The organism is Acinetobacter sp. YH12142 (genome assembly GCF_013418435.1).
In the GTDB taxonomy this organism is placed as follows: domain Bacteria; phylum Pseudomonadota; class Gammaproteobacteria; order Pseudomonadales; family Moraxellaceae; genus Acinetobacter; species Acinetobacter amyesii.
Genome location: NZ_VPCB01000002.1, coordinates 199,337 through 217,199, shown reverse-complemented (window position 1 = coordinate 217,199; position 17,863 = coordinate 199,337). Strand labels below are relative to the sequence as shown.

At 39.4% G+C, this 17,863-nt stretch carries 19 protein-coding genes and 4 tRNA genes; 15 read left to right on the top strand and 8 right to left on the bottom strand.

All coding sequences use genetic code 11. The features are described from left to right. The first annotated feature begins 41 nt into the window (after positions 1-41). Both FTU77_RS02815 and FTU77_RS02810 read left to right on the top strand, forming a co-directional pair. On the top strand, positions 42-401 hold the full coding sequence (locus FTU77_RS02815) for a hypothetical protein (protein WP_111885700.1): 360 nt from the start codon (positions 42-44) through the stop codon (positions 399-401). A gap of 46 nt (positions 402-447) precedes the next feature. Beyond that, positions 448-1,005, top strand: a complete 558-nt coding sequence (locus FTU77_RS02810) for a GNAT family N-acetyltransferase (RefSeq protein WP_180054516.1) — start codon at positions 448-450, stop codon at positions 1,003-1,005. Positions 1,006-1,119: 114 nt separating this feature from the next. Here the strand turns inward: FTU77_RS02810 and FTU77_RS02805 are convergent, their stop codons facing one another. Then, the gene (locus FTU77_RS02805) at positions 1,120-1,566 is read right to left on the bottom strand and encodes a GatB/YqeY domain-containing protein (protein ID WP_078193617.1); all 447 of its coding nucleotides are present in this window, start codon (positions 1,564-1,566) and stop codon (positions 1,120-1,122) included. Between the two features lie 39 nt (positions 1,567-1,605). Further along, positions 1,606-1,821, bottom strand: a complete 216-nt coding sequence (gene rpsU / locus FTU77_RS02800; RefSeq protein ID WP_001136722.1) for a 30S ribosomal protein S21 — start codon at positions 1,819-1,821, stop codon at positions 1,606-1,608. A gap of 146 nt (positions 1,822-1,967) precedes the next feature. On the opposite strand from rpsU, the gene tsaD reads away from it, so the two are divergent. From tsaD to FTU77_RS15940, 3 genes are all read left to right on the top strand, one after another. After that, positions 1,968-2,984: a tRNA (adenosine(37)-N6)-threonylcarbamoyltransferase complex transferase subunit TsaD gene (gene tsaD, locus FTU77_RS02795; RefSeq protein ID WP_078193616.1), complete on the top strand. Its 1,017-nt coding sequence runs from the start codon at positions 1,968-1,970 to the stop codon at positions 2,982-2,984. A 124-nt stretch (positions 2,985-3,108) separates the two neighbouring features. Then, a complete protein-coding gene (locus tag FTU77_RS15945; protein WP_252725838.1) occupies positions 3,109-3,546 on the top strand; it encodes a hypothetical protein in 438 nt (145 codons plus the stop codon). Positions 3,547-3,552: 6 nt separating this feature from the next. Continuing rightward, on the top strand, positions 3,553-4,437 hold the full coding sequence (locus tag FTU77_RS15940) for an esterase-like activity of phytase family protein (protein ID WP_373684060.1): 885 nt from the start codon (positions 3,553-3,555) through the stop codon (positions 4,435-4,437). Positions 4,438-4,590: 153 nt separating this feature from the next. Here FTU77_RS15940 and FTU77_RS02785 read toward each other — a convergent pair whose 3' ends face one another. After that, the gene (locus FTU77_RS02785) at positions 4,591-5,469 is read right to left on the bottom strand and encodes an ATP-binding protein (RefSeq protein WP_180054514.1); all 879 of its coding nucleotides are present in this window, start codon (positions 5,467-5,469) and stop codon (positions 4,591-4,593) included. Positions 5,470-5,658: 189 nt separating this feature from the next. On the opposite strand from FTU77_RS02785, the gene FTU77_RS02780 reads away from it, so the two are divergent. From FTU77_RS02780 to FTU77_RS02755, 6 genes are all read left to right on the top strand, one after another. Further along, a complete protein-coding gene (locus tag FTU77_RS02780) occupies positions 5,659-7,170 on the top strand; it encodes a DUF3336 domain-containing protein (RefSeq protein WP_180054512.1) in 1,512 nt (503 codons plus the stop codon). Next, positions 7,148-7,972: a protein kinase gene (locus FTU77_RS02775; protein ID WP_180054510.1), complete on the top strand. Its 825-nt coding sequence runs from the start codon at positions 7,148-7,150 to the stop codon at positions 7,970-7,972. The genes FTU77_RS02780 and FTU77_RS02775 overlap by 23 nt, the downstream gene beginning before the upstream one ends. 107 nt (positions 7,973-8,079) lie before the next feature. Beyond that, positions 8,080-8,164, top strand: a tRNA-Leu gene (locus tag FTU77_RS02770). Between the two features lie 37 nt (positions 8,165-8,201). Continuing rightward, positions 8,202-8,275, top strand: a tRNA-Trp gene (locus FTU77_RS02765). 36 nt (positions 8,276-8,311) lie between these two features. Then, positions 8,312-8,396, top strand: a tRNA-Leu gene (locus tag FTU77_RS02760). Positions 8,397-8,469: 73 nt separating this feature from the next. After that, positions 8,470-8,554: transfer RNA gene (locus FTU77_RS02755), tRNA-Leu, on the top strand. Between the two features lie 307 nt (positions 8,555-8,861). Here the strand turns inward: FTU77_RS02755 and FTU77_RS02750 are convergent. After that, positions 8,862-9,065: a hypothetical protein gene (locus FTU77_RS02750; RefSeq protein ID WP_078188846.1), complete on the bottom strand. Its 204-nt coding sequence runs from the start codon at positions 9,063-9,065 to the stop codon at positions 8,862-8,864. Between the two features lie 481 nt (positions 9,066-9,546). Here FTU77_RS02750 and FTU77_RS02745 point away from each other — a divergent pair, with 481 nt between their 5' ends. Further along, positions 9,547-9,771 (top strand): hypothetical protein, encoded by a 225-nt coding sequence (locus tag FTU77_RS02745; protein WP_171525918.1) that lies wholly within the window; start codon positions 9,547-9,549, stop codon positions 9,769-9,771. 91 nt (positions 9,772-9,862) lie between these two features. On the opposite strand, the gene gloB is transcribed toward FTU77_RS02745, so the two are convergent. Next, positions 9,863-10,594, bottom strand: coding sequence for a hydroxyacylglutathione hydrolase (gloB, locus tag FTU77_RS02740; RefSeq protein WP_180054508.1), 732 nt, complete (start codon positions 10,592-10,594; stop codon positions 9,863-9,865). A 109-nt stretch (positions 10,595-10,703) separates the two neighbouring features. Further along, entirely contained in the window at positions 10,704-11,312 is a 609-nt protein-coding gene (locus tag FTU77_RS02735; protein WP_180054506.1) for a flavin reductase family protein, read from the bottom strand. 104 nt (positions 11,313-11,416) lie between these two features. Between FTU77_RS02735 and FTU77_RS02730 the strand changes: the two genes are divergently transcribed. Both FTU77_RS02730 and FTU77_RS02725 read left to right on the top strand, forming a co-directional pair. Next, positions 11,417-12,238 (top strand): PhzF family phenazine biosynthesis protein, encoded by an 822-nt coding sequence (locus FTU77_RS02730; RefSeq protein WP_180054504.1) that lies wholly within the window; start codon positions 11,417-11,419, stop codon positions 12,236-12,238. Between the two features lie 149 nt (positions 12,239-12,387). After that, positions 12,388-15,156 carry a pitrilysin family protein gene (locus FTU77_RS02725; protein ID WP_180054502.1) on the top strand — a complete coding sequence of 923 codons (2,769 nt, stop codon included), beginning with the start codon at positions 12,388-12,390 and terminating at the stop codon, positions 15,154-15,156. A gap of 81 nt (positions 15,157-15,237) precedes the next feature. Here the strand turns inward: FTU77_RS02725 and FTU77_RS02720 are convergent, their stop codons facing one another. Together FTU77_RS02720 and FTU77_RS02715 are read right to left on the bottom strand one after the other, a co-directional pair. Then, a complete protein-coding gene (locus FTU77_RS02720) occupies positions 15,238-16,302 on the bottom strand; it encodes an amidohydrolase (protein ID WP_180054500.1) in 1,065 nt (354 codons plus the stop codon). Between the two features lie 172 nt (positions 16,303-16,474). After that, a complete protein-coding gene (locus FTU77_RS02715; protein ID WP_180007294.1) occupies positions 16,475-16,876 on the bottom strand; it encodes a DUF3144 domain-containing protein in 402 nt (133 codons plus the stop codon). A 107-nt stretch (positions 16,877-16,983) separates the two neighbouring features. On the opposite strand from FTU77_RS02715, the gene FTU77_RS02710 reads away from it, so the two are divergent. Next, positions 16,984-17,616 (top strand): hypothetical protein, encoded by a 633-nt coding sequence (locus tag FTU77_RS02710; RefSeq protein WP_180054498.1) that lies wholly within the window; start codon positions 16,984-16,986, stop codon positions 17,614-17,616. Positions 17,617-17,863 lie beyond the last annotated feature (247 nt).

Below are 17,863 nucleotides of genomic sequence, written 5' to 3'. Positions count from 1 at the left end.
AACTAGCTGGATGTAAAATGTTTATGATTAAGAACTTACAAATGAAAAATATGATTTTGGCGGCCTGTCTGTTGGGCTTAGCAACGAATATTGCAGCAGCGAGCGCAGAGCAATATGTGATTGCTGTGAATGATATTAACGAAAAATATAAAACCGATGTGCGACAATTTTTTAGTCAGTTAGACCCACAGCAACAGGGATTTAAAGCAGACCAGCAAGTGAAATACTGCGGTATTGTTCAGACTTATGTGAATGATCTTTATCGTGCTGCAGACGAAAATCGTGCATTTTTAGATCGTGAGTACCGTAATATGAATAAGCAGGATGTGATTCAGCAGGTGATCGCATCAAAAGAGATGCAATTATTAAAAAAATATAATGTGCAGTGTGCCCTAAATTAAAATTGGTTTTACAAACATTTTAAATCATTGCGAGAAACTGAAAAAAATGAAACTCGATGATTTTGATATAAGCCATGGCAGAATCACGCTTCAGTTGATTCAGCGTCACGATGCAAAAGTACTTTATGAAGCGATCTGTCAAAGTATAGAGATCTTACGAATGTTTCCTGCAAGTTTATTTTGGTCCTTACAAGAACCTAGTTTGGATGCTTCATTGGCATTTTGTGATTCGAGGGTGTTGGCAGCGTTAAATCAGGAAAATTTTGTTTATGTGATTCGTGAGCAACAGTCGCATAACTTTTTAGGTGTCATGGATATTCATCAAATCAATTGGATGGAAAATCAAGCTGCCGTTGGATTTTGGGGAAATGTTGAATTTAAAGGGCAGGGTTTGACGACTGAAGCCTTGCAGTTATTTGTGGATCAATTATTAAATGGTCTAGGATTTCAGCAATTAAACGCTTTTGTAGATGTGGAAAACAAGCGAGCGCGACGTCTATGTGAACGAGCAAATTTTAAATTGATTGAAATCGAACAAGCTGCAATTCAAAATCCAGTAGATGGAAGTTGGCGAGATATTTGTAAGTATGAAATCGTTAGATAATAAAGAAAAAAATAAATGATGTATGGATTTGAATTATTTTTGAATTTGGATAATTTGGCTATTTAAGTCATCAGCGAACTTAAATAGACCAAATCAAACAATATAGATGAAAGATTAAGAGAGTTTCGCTTTAATTTTAGCTGAAACTTGTGCAGGATCGGCACGTCCGGCTATGAGCGGACGTAGAGAGTTCATCACCTTACCCATATCTTTCATGCTAGTAGCTTCTTGCGCAGTAATTGTTTGCGCAATGATGGAATCAAGTTCTTCCTCAGTCATAGCTTCTGGTAGAAATTGAGATAACACCTCAATCTCGGCTTGTTCCTTACTAGCTAAATCATCTCGATTTGCACCTAAAAAGGCTTTAACCGATTCTTTGCGTTGTTTGATTTGCTTTTCAATGACCGCAAGAACTTGCTTATCGTCAAGCTCTATGCGCTCATCGACTTCGATTTGCTTGATTGCTGCCTGTAGACTACGTATTACCGTTAACTTGTCCATTTCTTTAGCACGCATAGCGGCTTTTAAAACTTCAGTTATTTGGTTTTTTAAAGTAGTCATTTATCTTGTCCAGGTTAGTCAATCAATCACAAATTAATCTTAGTAAAGGCGAGTAGTACGTACTGATTCGCGAGCCAATTTCTTTTGGTAGCGTTTAACAGCAGCAGCTTTTTTACGTTTACGTTCTTGAGTTGGTTTTTCGTAGAATTCACGTTTACGAACGTCAGCAAGAACACCCGCTTTTTCGCATGAACGTTTGAAACGACGGATAGCTACGTCTACTGGTTCGCCTTCTTTCAATTTAACTTGTGGCATGAAGAATCCTCATTAAGTTATGGATAAGATCTCGGGTCGAATTACCCTTGATCACAAGTGAAGGTCAGTATTTTACTCATTTACATCTCATATCACAAGTCTATAATAGGTTTCGCAATATTTTGAAATGGGCAAAAGGCAGTTTAATGATCGTTTTAGGCTTGGAAACTTCGTGTGATGAAACAGGACTCGCACTCTACGATAGTGAGCAAGGATTACGCGGACAAGTATTGTATAGCCAAATCAAACTGCATGCAGAATATGGTGGTGTGGTACCTGAATTAGCTTCACGTGACCATGTGCGTAAGTTAATTCCGTTATTAAAACAATTGCTTGAAGAAAGTAAAGTTGATAAATCTGAAATTGATGCCATCGCATATACTCGCGGGCCGGGCTTGATGGGTGCATTAATGACAGGCGCATTGTTTGGTCGTACGTTGGCATTTGCACTGAATAAACCTGCAATTGGTGTACATCATATGGAAGGTCATATGTTGGCGCCTTTGTTGTCTAAAACTCCACCAGAATTTCCATTTGTGGCACTTTTAGTCTCTGGCGGACATACTCAATTGATGGCTGCTTATGGAATTGGTCAATATGAATTATTGGGTGAGTCGATTGATGATGCAGCAGGTGAGGCATTCGATAAAGTCGCTAAAATGATGGGTCTACCATACCCAGGTGGTCCAAATATTTCGAAATTGGCGATCAATGGTGACATCAATGCCTTTGAATTTCCACGTCCAATGCTACACCAAGGTTTAGATTTTTCATTTAGTGGTTTAAAAACTGCCGTTTCAGTTCAATTGAAAAAAGTTGAAGGCGAAGGTCGTGAGGCGGATATCGCTGCATCATTCCAAGAAGCGTTGGTTGATACATTGGTGAAAAAATCAGTGAAGGCCTTAAAACAAACTGGTTTAAAACGTTTAGTTATTGCCGGTGGTGTAAGTGCAAACAAGCGTTTACGTGAGCGCTTAGAAGCTGACTTGGCAAAAATCCGTGCAAATGTGTTTTATGCAGAACCTGCGCTGTGTACAGATAATGGTGCAATGATTGCGTTTGCTGGTTATCAGCGTCTTAAAGCGGGTCAGCATGATGGTTTGTCTGTTACAACTACACCGCGTTGGCCGATGACGGAATTAAGTAATCCAAACGAAGCGTAAAAATCGTTTAAAAAGGAGGCTAAATTAGCCTCTTTTTTATTGTGTGTTTCAAAAAAGAGATTGTGGTTTTAGATCATTATTGTGGATATGATGGCTCAATAAATAATTAGAGCCATGTGAAATAATGACAAAAAATAATGAAGCTTTGGATCAATCAAAACCAAATCAAAGTCATATTGACCTAAAGAAATTTTACAAAGGTGTTTCTTTACCCTATGAAATTTTGGATATCCATAATATTCCAGATGGGGCAAAACAAGACCATTTTATCGAAATTCGTTGTGGAGGTTTTGGCTCGGAAATTTCACCACATCCCACTCAAAAATATCAATTTTATGCTCTTACGGATCGAGGTCCGAATACGACCTATGATGTGAATGGAGATAAAGGCAAGATATTCTTAGATCCAAGCTATACGCCAAAAATCGGGCTTTTTGAATTGCAGTTCGATGGATCGATTAAAAAATTGAAAGAAATCTTACTCAAAGATCCAACTGGGAGACCTATAACAGGTTTGCCAAATCGGCATTTTGGTGCAACAAAAGAAGTGGCTTATGATTAAAATGGTGTGGTTTTAGCAATTGGCACAGATGAATATGGTTTAGATTCTGAGGGCTTAGTTGCATTAAAAGATGGCACTTTTTGGGTGAGTGATGAATATGGGCCTCATCTTGTTCATTTTAATAGTGAAGGCTTGGAAATAGACCGTATTAATGCATACAAACAAGATGAGCGTTGCAAGTCGGGTTATTTTCTTCCAAATGAATTTGCCAACCGTAAGCAAAATCGGGGGATGGAAGGTCTGACGATTACACCTGATCAAAAAAAATTGGTCGGCATCATGCAATCGACGATGAGTAATCCAGATTCATCAGTCACAACATCGGACTTGGTTCGTATTGTGGTGGTCAATTTAGACGATGGGTCAATTGAACAATATCTATATCGGCAAGAACTTAAGTCAAACTCAAATACAGCCATTGTCGCGCTGAGTGAAACATGTTTTTTAGTGGCTGAACGTGATGATGATTTTTATAAAGATAATCCAAACGCTTTTAAACGAATCTATAAAATATATCTCGATGCGGCGACAAACCTAGAAAAAGTTCAACTAAGTGATCATTTTCAGCAAAATGAATCTTTAGGATTGCTCATTGATGGGCAAACACCTGAACAATATGTGCTTAATGAGGGGTGGGAGGCGCTAAAAAAATTAAATATTTTGCCTGTGGCAAAGAGCTTAGTTGTCGATTTAGTCGAAACTTTACATTATCCACACGATAAAGTTGAAGGCTTGTGGGTGATTGATGAACAGCATTTGGCAATTATAAATGATGATTATGGTTTTACAGAAACGGATGGGATCTTGGAGCAAAAATACCTTGATGCGGAGAAAAATGTGATTGATTGCAATACCTTATATGTGATTGGTCAACTCAATTTAGCGCCATAAGTGGTGTGTTCTTAATGATTTTCAAGAAATTGGTTCAATCAAGAGTTTATTAGCATTTAAAAGCAGCCAACGAGGATGTGGCTGCTTTTAGCTGAAATTGTCTGACTGGCTTTGCAGAACTTATATTTTCAGATCATAAAAATATTGTAGACGTTATTTTTCCAAAGCCTTTAGATTTTCAGACCCAATCCAATGCTTTGAAAACTGATAAGCAGCACGGCCTGAACGCTGCCCACGAGACTGACACCATCTTAAGGCTTCAGCACGAACTTCGCTGGTCATGGCTAAATCAGCCTTGGCAAGATAGTGTTCCACAATTTCGAGATATAAATTTTGATCCATTGGGTAAAACGACAGCCACATCCCAAAGCGGTCAGAAAGAGATATTTTTTCTTCGATAGCTTCTTGTGGATGGAGCTCAGTATATTGAGGCACATCTACCTTGGTTACAGGTGTGTTTTCATGCATGAATTCTGGCAATAAATGACGACGGTTACTGGTAGCATAAATAATAAAATTACTTGAACCTGATTGTAATGAACCATCCAAAACACTTTTTAAACTGCGATAGTTTTCATCTTCAGCATTGAATGCCAAATCATCACAATATACGATAAATTTTTCAGGGCGATTTTTAATTAAATTTTGGATTTCTGGTAAATCAGATAGATCATCACGCTCAATTTCAATTAAACGTAAACCTTGGTCTGCATAATGGGTGAGCAGAGCACGGACGATGGATGATTTACCTGTACCACGAGAGCCAGTGAGTAAAACATCATTGGCAGGTAAGCCTTTTAAAAACTGTAAAGTGTTTTGAATCACTTTTTCTTTTTGACGTTCAATTCCTTTTAAATCTTCTAAATACATGACTTTGGGCTGTTGAATGGCTTTAAGCTGTTTATCTTGCCATTTAAACGCGATACTCGAAAAATCGGGTGCTTGCTTCAGCTCAGGCAAACTGTGCTGTAGTTTTAAGAGTACAGTAGATAGCGATTGAAGGATATTGTCAGGTAAATCAATTGTAGCCATGATAAGTCAGCGTGTCGTGTCTTGTTGTTGGTTGGTATATGACAGCAGTGTACATCAATAATGCAGTTATAATCGCTGAAATATGTCAAAGTTTAATGATTGTTCAGGCAGATATGCGCTATTCGAACAACCAAAAAGTTGTTATAAATCTAGCTGAGGGAACAGTTTAAAGTGTGCTGAGGGATAGTCATGTTGTTTACAGGGTTTTCAAAAAGTATTAATCCGCATCAGGCATATCGGATAAAAAAATTAAAGCGTCAGCTCGACTGTGCTGAATGTTATGAAGAATGGAAAGATATCGCACTTAAAATAGATGAAGAATCGGGTGCGCAAGAATGGAAACTCGATAATAGTTCACCGTATTTTGATGCAGAAATTATTACTCATCGTTTAGGGTTACTGAGACGATATCGTGCTCAGAAACGTACCCGAGATTTGATGTATATTTTAAGTGAAGGTTTAACTTATGATGTGGGCAATATTGCCCATCCCTTGCTGTTTACAGTAGCCTACGTCGGCACCAAAAAAATTATTGAAGACTATGTTGATGAGGTGAGTCAAAGTTTGGCTTTTATCGCATCTGAAGAATGCGTTTGTCTTGATGCTGCACAAAAAATTGAATTCTTTGAACAAAGCCAAAAAGCCTATGGACAACCTGTATTGATGTTTTCCGGCGGTTCAACTTTAGGCTTGTTTCATACCGGTGTGTGTAAAGCGCTGATGGAACAAGACCTCATGCCAAAAGTTTTGTCAGGTTCCAGTGCTGGCGCCATTATGACAGGGATGTTGGGTGTATCTAAACCGTCAGAATTTACCAATTTATTAAACGGACAAAACTTCTTTAGTGAGGCATTTCACTTTCGGAAATTGACTGAGTTAGTGCAGGGTAATGGCGGCTTGGCGGATGTAAAATATCTGAAAAAGTTTTTGGTTGAAAACTTAGGTGACTTAACTTTTTCCGAAGCCTATAAGCAATCTGGTCTGCATATCAATGTGGCAGTTGCGCCTTATGATGCATCACAAGATGCAAGAATTATGAATGCCTATACATCACCCGATTTGTTGGTATGGAGTGCAGTGCTGGCATCATGTGCAGTGCCCATTCTATTTCCACCGGTACGACTGACAAGTAAGCGTTATGACGGGCAATTTACGCCATATATGTCGGCAACACGTTGGGTAGATGGTAGTGTGCGCAGTGATTTCCCACAGGAGAAAATGGCACGTCTATATAATATTAATTATAGTATCGCCAGTCAGGTCAATCCGCATATTGTGCCGTTTATGCAGGATGATGCTGCACGCTTTCGTAAAAGCATGTTGAGTTGGCCTGAGCGGATCGTTCGTCGTCAAGGTAAGGTGATTAGTAAAGGGGTTATGGATTTTGCCCGTGAGCGCGCAGGAAGTATTCCACCTGTTAGACGTTTGCTTGATCATGGTTATGGCGTGATGGATCAGCGTTACTATGGTGATGTCAATATTGTGGGGAAATATGGCTTAAGACACTATAGTTATATGTTGCAAAATCCTCGACCTTATCTGTTTAAGGTATTGCAACGTGAAGGTGAAAGAGCCACATGGCCGAAGATTTCATTAATCGAAACGCAAGCCCGTATCGGTAAGACCATTCAGCATTGTTTGGAATTATTAAATTATCAAAATGAACCCAGCCAACGACATGCAGAGTTTATTGCGGTTTAAATCCACAGATTTAACGCAAATCATTTATGAGCCAAAAACCAAATCTAAAAGTTTGGTTTTTGGGCGTCGTCTATATCAATTTCAATTCAATCAACAACGTTATTGGCTCAAGGCGCAAGTCAGTGACAGCAGTCCTGAACATGTAGCTAGTTTTGGTCGTGAAATTGAGCTGTACCAACTATTTAGTCAAGCGTCTACACAAAACAGCATCACGCTACCTTTTCAAGTGATAAAACAGTCGCATCTCAGTATTCAGCAAGAGTCTATTGATCGCCTATTAATACTCCCGAATGCCGAGCCTTGGTTCGTACAGCCTGCATCGAATTTGAGCCTTGCGCAGGTGAGGCAAGTGCTATGGCAAGCACTCGATGTGGTTGAACGATTAAGCTTGCACGGTTGGATACATGCAGATTTAAAACAAGAGCATTTTGTGAATTGGCAGGGGCAGTGCAGGCTCATCGATTTTGAGCAAGCGCTCCCGTTGGCTGTTGACCAACAAAATGCCTTAACTGCGACACCACGTTATATGGCTCCAGAACTTTTCCATGGACAAGCAAAATCTTTGCACAGTGATATCTACGCTTTGGGGATTATTTTCTTGGAATGGCTGACATCACAGCGTTTGGAGGCAAAAAACTATCAAGATTGGGCCTATTTACATTGCCAACGCTTAAAGCTTGATCTGCCAATGCAATATCAAGGGTTTAGTCAGCTATTGCAACACATGTTGATGAAGCAAAAAAATGACAGATTGGTGGATTTTTATCGCTTAAAAAGCGACTTAGTTGCTGAATTTGCTTAAGAAAAATACAAAAAAAGCACTATTGTTTTTTATTTAAACAAACAAGATGCTTTTTTATAAAAAAGGCTTGTCATGTAGGGGTGATCTCTATAATATACACAGCCATCGGGGACGTGGCGAAATTGGTAGACGCACTGGATTTAGGTTCCAGCGCCGCGAGGTGTGAGAGTTCGAGTCTCTCCGTCCCCACCACTGAATTACTAAACATGAGTTTGGTAATGAAGGTCACAGAGGATTGGTGTAATGGTAGCATGACGGTCTCCAAAACCGTTCGTCAAGGTTCGAATCCTTGATCCTCTGCCAAGTTTTAAAAAGTCTGACATTGTCAGCAACCCTGTTGGGGACGTGGCGAAATTGGTAGACGCACTGGATTTAGGTTCCAGCGCCGCGAGGTGTGAGAGTTCGAGTCTCTCCGTCCCCACCACTTAATTTATTAAGTTGCCAAATAAACAGGTTTTTAAAACAAATTAAAGTCTGACATTGTCAGCACCCGAGTTGGGGACGTGGCGAAATTGGTAGACGCACTGGATTTAGGTTCCAGCGCCGCGAGGTGTGAGAGTTCGAGTCTCTCCGTCCCCACCATTAGATTAAGCAAGGTTTTATACCTTGCTTTTTTGTTTTTGAAATGCGAAAAAATCAGTGTCTTAAACATGGTCTTTTTTGAAGACTAATTCTAATAATAAAATCTAATGAAAGATGATGAACCAGGAGATACAGCAAGATGTCTAATCTTGCTTTTTTATTGTCTGAAATTTAAATCAATAAAAATGTGTCAGCAACATCAAAGGTGAAAAAAAGCCCGAATATACGGGCAAATTTTGAAATGTGGATTCGAATCAATCGAATTAAATCATTTATTTCAAATCGTTCGAATAAATTATAGAGAAGATTACGCCTTTAAATGATCTTCAAACTCTTCACCGAGCTGCATGGCCAAAGCATTACCAGACAAATCTACAGTCACTAGACCATATTCTTTTTTAAAACTGAATGTAAATCCACGATTATCTGCCAATGTGCGAACAGAATATCCTAACTTTTCTAACCAAAGACGGAAGGCAACTAAATTTTTTGCTTTAACCACTTTTTTCACGAGCGAACTCCTTATCAATCATTAAAATATTAAATAGGGGTGTCAAAATATTTTTTAAAGGGGAAATGGAAAACTTTTATTTAAAATATGAAATTTTGATGGATAAATAAACAGATTATCGGCTTGTAAACTGTATAAACTCATTTAACTTGCTGTTTTATAAAAAGCTAAACTTAATGTAAGTAAATATAACGTATTTTAAAAATTTGGTTTTTAACTGCTGGCTTAAAATCTGTCCTATGTGCATAGAGAAGCTGTGCGCAAAATAATCGATTGCTTAACTTAAATCACAGTGGATAAGGTGTGCGGTATTGATTGCAAAAATGCGGCTTATTCAAAGCCTAATTCGCTGGATAGGTGAGCTTGCAAAGCTATTTCTCATCAAGATTTGTCGAAATGCTTTTATACTATGTCCCATCGATATAAATAGATTGAATGCATGCAAAACATTGAGCACGATGTCAAAGCAAAAATTGAACAGATGCAACAAGCGGGGCAGACGCCTATTGCGGTGATGCTTGGACATGAAGATTGGTTGGTCTTTTCGGAGCAATCCAAAGTGGCATATACGCCTTTTGGCAGTGCGCGACGTTATCAGCCTGCATTAGGTGGCTTATTGATGGTGCGTATCGATGAAATGCAAGCGGTTCGAGTTGTGACTCAAGCTGAATTGGACGAATTTGCTGCAAGCAATCAAATTTTATAAATATAAAATGATAAATCGACCCGAAACATTCATCACAAATAAAACAGTTTATTTGTGATGAAATCTAAAATGCTTATAACTCGCAATCCAATTAAAAATTGTCTTTGAGTTCTCTTAAGCGCTGAAACGCTTCAACACTTTCTGCGCGTAAAAATGGATTGGTTTCTAGTTCTAATTCAATGCTGCTTGGCAAAGTACATTGTCCAAGCATGCGTAGGGATTCAACCTCATCAAAACGCTGTTGTATGGCAAGGTTGTCGGGTTCAACATGCCGCGCAAACTGCGCATTCGACAGGGTGTATTCGTGAGTACAATACACTTGAGTTTCTGCAGGGAATGCGGCAATACGGTTCAATGAATCGTACATTTGTTGAAAAGTACCTTCAAATACACGTCCACAGCCCATAGCAAATAATACGTCGCCACAGAAAAGTGTATGAATGTCATCGATAAAATATACGATATGACCGAGGGTGTGGCCGGGCGTTGCTGTTATTTCAACTTCAAGACCATGAAATTCAAAACGGTCATTATGATCGAGAGGATAATTCACCCATGGAATACGGCTCAATTCTGCACGGGGACCGTAAACAGCAATGTTTTTATCCTGAATAAGTTCTGGTACGCCACCGACGTGATCTTTATGCCAATGCGTTAGCCAAATTTGCGTAAGATTGAGTTGATGTTCCTGACAATAGCGCTCGACCAAGGCAGCTTCAGTAGGATCTACCGCAATGACATCATGGCTTTCGGTGTGTTCAAGCAGCCAAATATAATTTTGCAGTGAATTTTTGACATCCAATGTATGTATTTTAAACGCCATATCCATTCATTCAATATTTAAAATTAAGTTAAAGTTAGCATGAAAATGCTCAAAACGGATGATTATTGATTTTCAACCTTAGGTAAACGACAGAGTTCATAGCACTATTTTAGTCTGGTGTCTCGTCTACAGATACGGGATTACCAATGGTATAAAAGTGCCCGCCAGCAACATGGTGTAGGCTTTTCCATTCATCTGCTACTTCATGATAATACCAATGTCCGTTACGGAAGACGCGGTCGTCGGCATAGGCAGCAATGACTTCGCCAATAAACAGATCGTGCGCTTGTTGATTGTGCGGCTCAGGAATAAGTTTGCACAGTAGCCAAGCAGCACAACCTTCAACCACAGGAATATTTGAGTTATTAAATTGAAATAATTCCACGCCACATTGGCGTAATTTTTCTGGCGCATCACGTTGGCTCATCATGCCAAGTGCATAGACCAGTTTGAGTTGTTTCAGTGTCGGTACTTGTAAGGCGAAATAACCTGAATTTTCAATAATCTCACGTGTTTTAGTTGATTTATCCAGTACTACCGTCACTTTTGCAGGATTGAACTCTAAGGCGCATGCCCATGCTGCAGTCATGACACCAGTATGGGTTTGATCCTGAGCAGAGACGAGCACAGTCGGCCCATGATTTAAAAGTCGGTATGATTTTTCTAAAGGAACAGGGTGAATATGCGTTTTCAAAATTGTACCTATATTTAAGTGCATCTAAAACTTAGATGTTTTATTAAAAAGTGTTGTTACATAGCATATAACGCATGAAATATTTTCAAAAGCCTTTAATATAAATCACTAAATCAGGAGTTCTATCAATGAAAATGTATCAAGTGGACGCATTTACCCAAGTGTTATTTAAAGGCAACCCAGCGGCGGTTTTGGTGTTGGATGAATGGTTAGATGAACACTTGATGCAACAGATTGCTTTGGAAAATAATCTGTCTGAAACTGCATTTGTGAAAAAAATCGACAGCAGCAATTATGAAATTCGTTGGTTTACGCCGACCACTGAAGTGGATTTTTGTGGACATGCGACATTGGCCAGCAGTTATGTGCTTTTTGAGTTTTATACTGTAGAAAAAAACATCCAATTTCATGTCAAAAATCTCGGTATTTTTAGCGTAAATAAAGCTGAAGATGGAAAAATTCTGATGAATTTCCCTGTGCGTCGGGCACAGGTCGTGAGCGAATATCCTGAAGAGCTACGTCTAGGGTTGAGTCAACCTTTTAAGCAGGTTTATCTGAATGCGCAGGCGTATATCGTGGAATATGAAACGGCTCAACAGGTTTTGGATGAACAACCGAATTTTGAAATTTTAAAACGACTCGGCAAAATCCGCACCGCAATTACCGCGCCGGGTACGATTACTGATGTTGCAATCACTGCGGCAGCCCAGCAATATGACTGTATTTCACGCTATTTTGCACCGGGTAATGGCATCAATGAAGATCCTGTTACGGGTTCTATTCATACCGGAATTGTGCCCATTTGGGCAGAATGTCTACAAAAAAGTCAGATCTTGGCATATCAAGCATCAAGTCGTGGTGGTGAACTACACTGTCAAATGCTTGAAAATGACCGTATAGAAATCTCAGGCTATGCGTGTTTGTATATGCAGTCGGACATTTATATCTGAACATAAATCAAATACATGCTGTCGAAATCTGCGGCATGTATTTAATAAAAAGTAACTATTAATCCTGAAAAGCTCAGCATAAAATCAAAACCAATCTGATCGACAGCACTGCGCTGATCGATACTAAATATAAAGGACACTTGAATTACATGCGTATTAAACATTTAACGCTTTCACTTTTTTTTGCAGGTTTAAGTACAAGCCTCTTTGCTCAACCTGTATTGGTTAAAACTGAACAAGCCATTGAAGAATATAAATTAGATAACGGTTTTCGTGTGGTTTTGGCGCAAAACGATAAAGAAAGCAAAGTGTTTATGAATACGGTGTATTTCACGGGTTCTTTAAATGACCCTGCGGACAAAGGTGGTTTGGCACATTTGCTCGAACATTTGGCCTTTAAAGGCACTGAAAATGTCAAAGGTGATGAATTTCAGCGTCGCTTAGACCAATTCACGCTGATGACCAATGCCAGTACGGATTATTATTCAACGAAATACACCAATGTGATTCGTCCTGAACAAAGTTCAATCGATCAAGTTTTGCATTTAGAAGCAGAACGGATGGACAAATTGGTACTTCAGGAAAAATTTGTACCGACAGAAATTGATATCGTTAAGCGTGAACGTGAAATTCGTTTAGATCAGCCATTTTCAGTGTTAATCGACCAAGTTTTAAAAGAAGCCTATGGCAATCAATCTTTAGGCCGCTTACCGATAGGTGATTTGAAAGAACTTCAATCCATCAATATGAACGAATTAAACCAGTTCTATCGCCGTTGGTATGCGCCAAATAATGCAGTGATGGTGATTTCTGGTAAGTTTGATAAAGCTGCTGTATTAAAACAAATTGATCAACAATTTAGCCCAATTGCCGCACGCCAAATTCCTGAACAGGCCAAAGTCCCTAAATTAGATGGAACGAAATTAAAGCAACGCGAATTTACAGTTCATAAGGGCAGTGACTTTGGTAAATTTAATATTTATTTAAATGGTGCAGTCGAACCGATTAAAACCGCTTTGGCGGTATCTCCAACTTTGTATACCTTACAGCCAAGTGGGCATTTGTATCAAAGCATGGTGGAAACAGGGACAGCAACCGCAGTTCAATCCACCACATGGTTAGATAAAGATTTTAATTTGGTGTTTATGGGGGCGATATATGGCCCAAGTCATGATGCTAACAAAGTGGCAACCAGTCTGGCACAAGGTGTAGAGCAGAATAAAGCCTTTAATGACGTCGAGCTAAACCGTGTTAAAAGCTTGACTCGAAATATGGCTGACAATGTTAAGAATAGCGCTACGGCTCTTGGCGAACGTCTCAGTTCTTATACTGTGGCTTATAACGGGGACTGGTCTCAATATTTCCGAGACTTAGATAAAGTACAAAAGCTGAATGTAAGCGACGTGAATCAGGTGTATAAGGACTTTCTAAAGCCCGAATACCGTGTCACAGGAAATATTCTGCCTACACCTGAAGATCAAAAGAAAGCACAGCAACAGGCTGCGTCAAAACCTGCTGAAACTTTAGATCAGCAAGCGCCTGCAGAAGAGCCATTGAAAGATGCGAGTGTTTATCGTGCTGAAGTGAAGCAATATGTTGCAGAGTCTAAGCAATATTTAAATCAGAAAGAAAAACAGATTCTACGAGCTAAATTTAAAAACGGCATTCAGTATGCATTGTTTCCAACTAAAACACGTGACGACAAGACCTATGCTACGATTGCATTGGATTTTGGTACAGCGAAAAGCTTAATGAATAAAGGTGAGTTGCTAGATTTGACAGCTTATCTCATGTTCCGTGCATCTAAAGATCAAAGTTTGCAGCAAATTGCCGATAAAATTATTGATGTCGGTGGTGGTGCAACGGTTAGTGCAAATGATAATGGTCTCATGATTCAGGTGGTTGCACGTAAAGAAAAATTTGCTGATTTTTTGCAATATGTTATTGATGTTATTAAAAATCCAGCATTTGAACAGTCACAATTTGATTTAATTAAAGCGCAAAGTTTATCGAGTTTGGATCGACCTTATACAGAGCCGGATACCGTTGCTGCAATGACACTGTCGCGTATTGTCGAGATCTATCAGCCGGGGGATATTCGTTATCACTTCGAACCTGAACTTGCGAAAAAACAAATTGAGTCGGCTACACGTGATCAAGTGCAGCAGTTACATCAAAAATTCTTTAAAACACAGCATGCACAAATTGCGGTAACAGGTGATTTTGATACCAAGCAAATAGAAAAAATTCTGAAAAAAGAATTTGCAGATTGGAAAACCAGCGAGCCATATCAACGCTTAGAGTCTACATTTACAGCGTATCCTGCACAGAAAGTGCATGCATTGTCTGAACAGCGTGAGTTTGGTAGTTACCAAGCCATTATGACTCTACCTGTAGGTGTAGAGCATACCGATTCTCCTGCACTACAAGTATTACGCCACATACTTGGTGATTCACAGTTGTCTTCACGTTTAGCTCAAGAGTTACGTGAAAAGAATGCACTGGTTTATGGTTTTAGTGCAGACATTAATTTTGATGAATGGGTGAATTCAGGTGTACTGAGTATTGATGCAAACTACACTGCGGGTAAATCAGCACAAGTTTCTCAGTCTGTTCATAAAGTGTTGCAAGACTTATTGAAAAATGGCGTGACGGAACAGGAAGTAGAAGCAGCCAAAGCCAGTATTTTGAAAAAGCGTTTAACTGCACTTGAAGATGACCGTCGCATTCATAGCATGTTGATTCCACAGTTAGAAAAAGGTCGTGATTTAAACTATCGTGAAAAGCGTGATCAACGCATTGCTAGTTTGACCAAAGCGGATGTTAATGCTGTCATCAAAAAATATATTCAACCTGAGCGTTTGGTTGAGGTGATGGCTGACCAATATGGTCAAGCTGTAAAATCTACTCAAAAATAAACTTAATAAAAAAATCCTCCATCTGGAGGATTTTTTTTGAGCTGCATTGTATGACTTGATTGTAAGATTATCTTAACGAACTTATAGGCGGTAGAACTGACGGGCATTTTGTTGGAAGACTAAAGTCAGTGCATCATGATCATAACTCGCGACCGCATCTGAAAAGGCGTCAATAATATTCACCAAGGATGCACTCACACTATCCATCGGGAAGTTAGAGCCAAACATCACACGGTATTTCCCAAAGCATTGTAGAGCATGAGAAATAAGCGGAAAGGCGCAATCGAAAATCTCTTGTTTGGATGCAAGGCGTTGTTCTTTATGAAACTGATGACCCAGCACCGGCATGAATAATCCAGACATTTTGGTATAAACATTTGGGCAACTTGCCAGTTCAGCTAAATCATCTTTCCAACGAAACAAGATATTGTCACGTGAAGTTTGGGTTAAGCCTGTATGTGAGCCGACAGGTCCAAAGGCACCGACAGGTGTCCCAAAATGATCCAGAACGATAGATGTTTCAGGGAAAGCACGTGCTAAAGCGGTTAAATCACGAATTTGGTCTGAATAAACCCATGCATCAAAACTTAAATTCATTTGAGCAAGAGCTTCAAAACCTTTCATAAATTTTTTATTGGTATAGAGATGGGGCTCATTGGTCCATGCATGAACTTTTGGGTCTTCATGTACAGCTGCCATTTTTCGTATGCCACGAAAATGTGGGGAAGCTTGTTTATGCATTTTAAGAATTTTCTTAAAACTACTGTCACATGGGTCTGCAGTGCCGACTATGGCGCCAAGTTTAATCTTTTGAGCATTAAAGTCTAAAGATTCAATAAACTTTGTTTCACCAACCACCCCTTTGCCTTTATGGTCATGCCAGCTCGCTTCTACATGTACGATTTGATCGACCAGATAATGTCCTGCATCTTGCTTATAATTTTCAGGCAAATACGGTGTCGTCACATGTTTGGTTAAACCAACTGTGTCAATTAACTCTTGCGGCTTAACTAAGCGCATCATTTTGTCGAGCAAGTAGGGATGTTTACCCAATAATTTCACGGCAAGTGAAGCGGCATGTGGGGTATTGTATGGATCCCATTGATGTATATGTGAATCCACGATGGCAAAATCGAGCGTCTGCATTGCTATCCTTGTCCTTAAAACCATGTCCATTTCTTGCGTATTTCATTGTATTTCCGAATACGCAAGGTACTGAAAATAGTTTGAATGATGAAAATACAACGTTATGACTGAATATTAAATCAAAGCTTTGTGAAAGAGAAGTTGTATAAAAAAAGCCCCGAAGGGCTTTTGATTAATGCTGATGATCGTGGTGGTCATCATGCTTATTTGCATGGAATTCTTCGTTATGACGGAAGCGAAGATAGTTTTCAAACTGTTCGCAATATTCATCATAATTATCTTCAAGCATCATTTGAAATTGTTGAAGAATATAAGACATCACTTGATCTTTGGCATCACGCATTTCTTTGCCATCTTTGAAGCCATTTGCAGCAACCCAAGTATTAAAGCGAGCAGTACCAAATAACATGGCAGCACTCACTTGGCCGCGCATTTCTGCAGGTTTAACTTGAGAACCTTTTTCAACACGACAAAATTCATTGGCTTGTTTAATAAATTCATCCGCACGTTCAAAGAAAGCTGCATTCAACGCTTCTTCTTCGGTTACATCAGTAGCTTCAATCTTTTGAACCATGAATGTGTCCTAGCATAAAAATCTAATGCAGTATTATAGGCAAAGCCTTGCAGAAACTAAACCTTTGACTTAATCTAAAAAATAGCCTAAGTAAAATGGAATGCTTCATGCAAGATGCAATCGCAGTGCAAAGTCTGAAAAGTGATATTGGATTACTTCGACAAAATGTTTGGCCGCCCTCAACCTTAGCCAATGTAGAAGGGCTGCCCATTTATTATGGTACAGCGTCTGAAGTAGCCGAATATTATGCGCAGTGGACTGGCTTAATTGAACGTGCTCAGGACTTATTTCAGCCCTTTATGGAAGATGAAGTCCTCGATGCAGTCCATTTGCCGAGTCATTTGAATCTGCCGCTTTTTTATTTTCATGTGGATCGTATTCGAATCAACAAAACACGGGCGAAAGAATCTAAAACCTTTCGGGGTATTGCCAGCTTAGTTGAAAAATGTGGGCAGTTTGAAGCTGATCAAATTCAAGCGATGCGACTATGGCTGGACAGCGATGACACGGCAGCTTTAGTCGCACACCGTGAATTTATTGACCTCAGAACCTATGTATTTCAACATGGGCAAAGTGATTATACCCGTACCCGTTTTTATGTGAATGGCATTGTACTCAGTGTCGAAAACGACTTTAAATTGGTGGATGCCCGTGACAAACCACGTAAAGCCCGTAGTGATAGCTATAGTGACCCTTTAGCAGATAACAATACGTGGAAAATCTTTGGGAAATATCGTTAATTAATAAATATCGTTAATTACTGATGTTACGCAGTAACATCAGAAGCGCCATTTGATTCAAATAAAAGAGCGATACGCGGCAACGTCATCCGCAAGTGTTTGAGACAGAACTACATCTATTTAAAGATGTTTTTGCGATACTTTGAATAAGTAGACGCTAGTGAACGAGTTTTGCGGTGAGGAGCATTGCTCCGCAAGATGGTTTCCTTGCGAAGCTTCGCTTCTCATTTTGCCGAAACAAAAGTAC

Coding starts and splice junctions, on each gene's coding strand:
- FTU77_RS02775 (WP_180054510.1), top strand. CDS start 7,148: ATGCAGAGTTTATTGCGGTTTAAATCCACAGATTTAACGCAAATCATT.
- FTU77_RS02745 (WP_171525918.1), top strand. CDS start 9,547: ATGCAACAAGCGGGGCAGACGCCTATTGCGGTGATGCTTGGACATGAA.
- FTU77_RS02710 (WP_180054498.1), top strand. CDS start 16,984: ATGCAAGATGCAATCGCAGTGCAAAGTCTGAAAAGTGATATTGGATTA.
- FTU77_RS02725 (WP_180054502.1), top strand. CDS start 12,388: ATGCGTATTAAACATTTAACGCTTTCACTTTTTTTTGCAGGTTTAAGT.
- FTU77_RS02815 (WP_111885700.1), top strand. CDS start 42: ATGAAAAATATGATTTTGGCGGCCTGTCTGTTGGGCTTAGCAACGAAT.
- rpsU (WP_001136722.1), bottom strand. CDS start 1,821: ATGCCACAAGTTAAATTGAAAGAAGGCGAACCAGTAGACGTAGCTATC.
- tsaD (WP_078193616.1), top strand. CDS start 1,968: ATGATCGTTTTAGGCTTGGAAACTTCGTGTGATGAAACAGGACTCGCA.
- FTU77_RS02715 (WP_180007294.1), bottom strand. CDS start 16,876: ATGGTTCAAAAGATTGAAGCTACTGATGTAACCGAAGAAGAAGCGTTG.
- FTU77_RS02720 (WP_180054500.1), bottom strand. CDS start 16,302: ATGCAGACGCTCGATTTTGCCATCGTGGATTCACATATACATCAATGG.
- FTU77_RS02730 (WP_180054504.1), top strand. CDS start 11,417: ATGAAAATGTATCAAGTGGACGCATTTACCCAAGTGTTATTTAAAGGC.
- FTU77_RS02780 (WP_180054512.1), top strand. CDS start 5,659: ATGTTGTTTACAGGGTTTTCAAAAAGTATTAATCCGCATCAGGCATAT.
- FTU77_RS02735 (WP_180054506.1), bottom strand. CDS start 11,312: ATGCACTTAAATATAGGTACAATTTTGAAAACGCATATTCACCCTGTT.
- FTU77_RS15945 (WP_252725838.1), top strand. CDS start 3,109: ATGACAAAAAATAATGAAGCTTTGGATCAATCAAAACCAAATCAAAGT.
- FTU77_RS02805 (WP_078193617.1), bottom strand. CDS start 1,566: ATGACTACTTTAAAAAACCAAATAACTGAAGTTTTAAAAGCCGCTATG.
- gloB (WP_180054508.1), bottom strand. CDS start 10,594: ATGGCGTTTAAAATACATACATTGGATGTCAAAAATTCACTGCAAAAT.
- FTU77_RS02810 (WP_180054516.1), top strand. CDS start 448: ATGAAACTCGATGATTTTGATATAAGCCATGGCAGAATCACGCTTCAG.
- FTU77_RS02785 (WP_180054514.1), bottom strand. CDS start 5,469: ATGGCTACAATTGATTTACCTGACAATATCCTTCAATCGCTATCTACT.